The sequence below is a fragment of the Elstera litoralis genome, assembly GCF_000963705.1.
Lineage (GTDB): Bacteria > Pseudomonadota > Alphaproteobacteria > Elsterales > Elsteraceae > Elstera > Elstera litoralis.
On the sequence record NZ_LAJY01000082.1, the window covers coordinates 1 to 4,218 of the forward strand.

General features: G+C 60.1%; 5 protein-coding genes and 1 pseudogene. 1 reads left to right on the top strand and 5 read right to left on the bottom strand.

Translation table 11 applies throughout. The features are described from left to right. Positions 1-252 precede the first annotated feature (252 nt). A complete protein-coding gene (locus tag VZ95_RS04250; RefSeq protein WP_045774774.1) occupies positions 253-1,173 on the top strand; it encodes a dihydrodipicolinate synthase family protein in 921 nt (306 codons plus the stop codon). On the opposite strand, the gene VZ95_RS04255 is transcribed toward VZ95_RS04250, so the two are convergent. From VZ95_RS04255 to VZ95_RS27945, 5 genes and pseudogenes are all read right to left on the bottom strand, one after another. Further along, a complete protein-coding gene (locus VZ95_RS04255) occupies positions 1,170-1,907 on the bottom strand; it encodes a FadR/GntR family transcriptional regulator (RefSeq protein ID WP_045774775.1) in 738 nt (245 codons plus the stop codon). The two genes, VZ95_RS04250 and VZ95_RS04255, sit on opposite strands and share 4 nt — an antisense overlap. Before the next feature lie 149 nt (positions 1,908-2,056). Continuing rightward, on the bottom strand, positions 2,057-2,776 hold the full coding sequence (locus tag VZ95_RS04260) for a ribonuclease activity regulator RraA (RefSeq protein WP_045774776.1): 720 nt from the start codon (positions 2,774-2,776) through the stop codon (positions 2,057-2,059). A 1-nt stretch (position 2,777) separates the two neighbouring features. After that, positions 2,778-3,503 carry a TRAP transporter large permease subunit gene (locus tag VZ95_RS27935; protein ID WP_269747053.1) on the bottom strand — a complete coding sequence of 242 codons (726 nt, stop codon included), beginning with the start codon at positions 3,501-3,503 and terminating at the stop codon, positions 2,778-2,780. Beyond that, positions 3,469-3,873, bottom strand: a pseudogene (locus VZ95_RS27940) (TRAP transporter large permease subunit); the annotation flags it as partial. The pseudogene VZ95_RS27940 and the gene VZ95_RS27935, both read right to left, overlap by 35 nt. Continuing rightward, complete coding sequence (locus VZ95_RS27945; protein ID WP_269747054.1) at positions 3,873-4,073, bottom strand: TRAP transporter large permease subunit; 201 nt, start codon at positions 4,071-4,073, stop codon at positions 3,873-3,875. The pseudogene VZ95_RS27940 and the gene VZ95_RS27945, both read right to left, overlap by 1 nt. Positions 4,074-4,218: the final 145 nt, after the last annotated feature.

Here is a 4,218-nt window from a genome sequence, read left to right on the forward strand (position 1 = left end):
TAGCCGATTTGCTTGGTGCGCGAGCGGTGGCCGAAGGAGCGCAGATCATCGACGCCATACCAGCGAAAACTGCGCAGATCCTTAGGCGATTTGACGGACATCGAGATTTCCTCCGATTGGGTTTTATTTGTCTTACAACATGTCTATTTGTCTTGACAAGCTTACATCCAGACAGAGTATCCTCCTAGTCATACCAGACCCGTCTGCGGCAGTCCTACGCAGGCTGCCCTTCTTGCCCTGCCGGAGCTTTTGATGAAAACATCCGCCGTTCAGCCCGCCGATATCTCCCGGTCGGTTTTCGCCGTGCCGCCGCTCGCCATGAGCGCCGATTTGTCGGTGAATGCCGCCCAGAATAAGGCGCTCATTCGCCATATCGAAGCGGGTGGGGTTTCCACGCTGCTCTATGGCGGCAATGCCAATATCTATAATCTCACCATCGATGGCTTCTGCCAGATGCTCGATATTCTGGAAGACTCGGCCGCGCCGGAAAGCTGGGTGATCCCCGCCATCGGCCCGGATTTCGGCAAGATGATCGATCAGGCCAAAATCCTGCGCAACCGCGCCTTCCCGACGACGCTGACGCTGCCGACGACGACCGCCATTCACCCGGCGGGCGTGGAAGCCGGGTTGCGCCGCGCCGCCGACGTCATGGGCAAACCCTTGCTCGTCTACGCCAAGGGCGAAGGCTATCTCACCCCCGCCCAGCTCGGCAGCCTGGCCCGCGACGGCGTGATCTGCGCCATTAAATACGCCATCGACCGCAAGGACCCGCTCCAAGACCCCTTCCTGACCGAACTCGTCCAGCAGGTTGACCGCAGTTTGATCGTCAGCGGCATGGGCGAGCGCCCGGCCCTCGCCCATCTTCAGCATTTCAAGCTGGCGGGCTATACGTCCGGGCTGGTCTGCCTCATTCCCGCCGTTTCGCAAGCCTTCCTGAAGGCGGCGCAGGCGGGCGATTTCGCGCACGCCCAAGCCCTGATGCAACGCTTCTTCCCGCTGGAAAACGCCCGCGAAAAATACGGCTTCATCCGCGTGCTGCACGGGCTGGTGCGCCTGTCCGGCATCGCCGATACTGGCCCGATTCTGCCGCTGCTGGCCGATATGAGCGCCGCCGAAGAGGCCGAACTCGCCCCGATGCTGGAAGATTTGCTGGCGAAAGAGCCGCGTAATTAGGGCTCCAAACTATCGGTAAGGATGCGGGCCCGCGCGTTATTAATATGGGTCCGCATCGCCGCCCGCGCGCCGTCGGCATCTTCGGCGCGGATGGCATCGACGATGACCGTATGCTCCCGCTGCACGGTTTCCAGGCGCACGCGGCTGCGGCGCAAGGAGAGGCTGCGGGCGAGCTGCATACCGCCTTCGAGCTGGGCAAAAATCGATTTTAGGCTGATTTCGAAGAGTTTATTCCGGGTCGCGCGGGCAATCGCCATGTGCAAATCCACATCGCGCGCCGTGCCCACTTCCCCTTGATCGATCACCGTATCGAGCGCCTGCATCGCCGTATCGATCTGCTTCATATCGTCGCCAGAGCGGCGCAGGGCGGCCAGCGCCGCCGTCTCGCCCTCAAGGGCAATACGAAACTCGAAACAGCGCATCAAATCGGCAATCGAGCCGGCAGGCGCAATCGAGATCATCTCCTCGCTGGGGCGGCGCATAACGTAAGAGCCGGAGCCCTGGCGCGAGACCACCAGCCCATCGGCTTGCAGGCGCGATAGCGCCTCCCGCACCACCGGGCGCGAGACGCCGAATTCCTCACACAATCGAATTTCGGATGGAAGCCGCTCGCCCTCCACGAATTCCCCCTTGACGATGCGCGCCAGGATTAATTCGTAGAGTTGATCGCCTAAGCGCACGGCCCGCACAGTGGGGTCCAGCGCAATCGGTTTAAAGGTTTTTGAGGCCCGCATGGTTGTTCGCACTATAACCGTTCGTATCTCGACAGACAATTAGACAACATCGGCATAAGGCGAACAAATTATTCTGGACACAAAAATAAAAACCCTCCCCGGACTCGGGGGAGCAAATCCGGGGAGGGCTCGACGGGTGAAACCACAGCTTACACGCCGTTTTCAGCCCGCCAAACGCGAAAGTGCTCAAAAGTCTCAAGGTGCGTCGGCGGATACAGGCCGACGATACTGTCGCCCGCCTGCACCCGTTCCATCACGAACCGCTCGAAAATCTCCATCTCGCAGGCTTCTTTGGCGATTTCGGCGATGAGATGGGCGGGAACGACCACGACCCCGTCGTCATCCCCCACCAAAAGATCGCCCGGATAGACCGGCACGCCGCCGCAGGAAATCGGCAAGCCCGCATCGATTGTGCGGTGACGAATAATATTCGCCGGGGCCGAGGGCGTCGCGCAGAAGACCGGAAACGCCATAGCGCCGATGTCGCCGCTATCGCGAATCCCGCCATCGCTCACCAGCCCCGCGACACCGCGCCTCATGAGCCGCGTTACCAGAATCCCCCCGGCGGAGGCCGCTAACACATCCTGGCGGCAATCCATCACCAACACATGATCTTGCGGCATCGTTTCAACCGCTTTGCGCTGCGGGTGCTCCGGGTCGCGGAAAACCTCTGGCGTGTCGATATCTTCGCGCGCCGGAATATGGCGCAAAGTATAGGCAAGGCCGATCAAGCGCTTCGCCTTCGGGGTTATCGCCTTCACCCCGTGGATAAAGAGATTCCGGAAGCCGCGCTTGAACAGCAGCGTCGTGAGTGTCGCCGTGCTGACATTTTCGAGCTTAGCCCGAATATCGGGGGTGAGCGCCGACATCTCAGCCACCCTGAAGCCCGACCAGCCAACGCGGCAGCGCCAGCGAGAAGGCAGGAACATAGGTCACGAGGAACAGCGCGCCGACGAGGGCCAGATAGAACGGCCAAATCGTCTTCATCACATGCCCAACGCTAACCTCGCCGATCGCGCAGCCGACGAACTGGGTCGTGCCGACCGGCGGGGTATTGAGGCCCAGGGCGCAGTTAATCAGCATCACCATCCCGAACTGAACCGGCCCCATGCCATACTGCATCGCAATCGGCAGAAACAGCGGCGTACAGATAAGGATCGTCGCGGCCATATCGAGAAATGTACCGAGCACAAACAGGATCAGGTTAATCAGGAAGAACACCAGAAGCGGGTTCGTCGTGAGCTGGGCGATCCCTTCGGAGGCAAGTTGTGCCACATCATAAAGACTGATGAGATACCCGAAGACGGTGGAAACCCCGATCAGCAGCAGCACAACGCCCGTGGTTTTCGCCGCCTTTGCCGCCGCTTTCACCAGATTCTGCCACGACAACGCCCGGTAAACGAAGATCGTCACCACCAGCGCATAAATCACCGCAACGGCGGCGGATTCGGTCGCCGTGAAAATCCCAGTGAGAATGCCGGTGATGATGATGACGGCAACAAAAAAGCCCCGGCATCGCTTGCAGGAAGGAGTGAAACACCGCCCCCCACCCAGGGAAAGTGCCCGCCGGATAGCCGCGCTTGACCGCCACGGCATAGGCAGCGATCAGCATGCAGACCGTCAACAGCGCCGCCGGAACCAGCCCGGCCACAATCAGCGCCGAGATCGAGACTTTGCCCCCGGCCGCCAGCGAATAAATAATCATATTATGGCTGGTCGGCATCAACGCGCCCACCAGCGAGGCGTGCGTGGTGACGTTCACGGCGTAATCGGCGTCGATCCCTTCCTTTTTCATCATCGGGATCATCACTGCGCCCATTGCCGATACATCGGCCACGGGCGAGCCGGAAACGCCGCCGAACAGAGTGCAGGCGACGACATTCGACATGCCGAGCCCGCCCCGAATATGGCCGACCATATTCTTCGCCAGTTGCACGATACGGTCGGCAATGCCGCCGTAAAGCATCAGTCACCGGCGAAGATGAAAAACGGAATGGCGAGAAAGGAGAAGATATTCATCCCCGAACTCATGCGCTGGAACACCACCGCCAGCGGCAGGCCTTCATAGAGAATCGTCGCAATCGACGACAGGCCAATCGCAAAGGCCACCGGCACGCCCAGAATGAGCAGGCCCAGGAACGCAATGGACAGAATAATCAATGCCACGATGGGATGACCTCTTTGCCGTGCAGCATGGCCAGAACGTGCTCGACGGAGAACAGCACGATCAAAGCCCCGGACAGCACCAGCGGCAGATGGTTGAAACCTTCAGAGATATGCAGAATCGGAATCTGATATAATTGGCGACCGA

Bases quoted from the DNA above. Each gene is read 5' to 3' on its own strand.
- VZ95_RS04250 (WP_045774774.1), top strand. From the start codon at position 253: ATGAAAACATCCGCCGTTCAGCCCGCCGATATCTCCCGGTCGGTTTTC.
- VZ95_RS04255 (WP_045774775.1), bottom strand. From the start codon at position 1,907: ATGCGGGCCTCAAAAACCTTTAAACCGATTGCGCTGGACCCCACTGTG.
- VZ95_RS04260 (WP_045774776.1), bottom strand. From the start codon at position 2,776: ATGTCGGCGCTCACCCCCGATATTCGGGCTAAGCTCGAAAATGTCAGC.
- VZ95_RS27935 (WP_269747053.1), bottom strand. From the start codon at position 3,503: ATGCCGTGGCGGTCAAGCGCGGCTATCCGGCGGGCACTTTCCCTGGGT.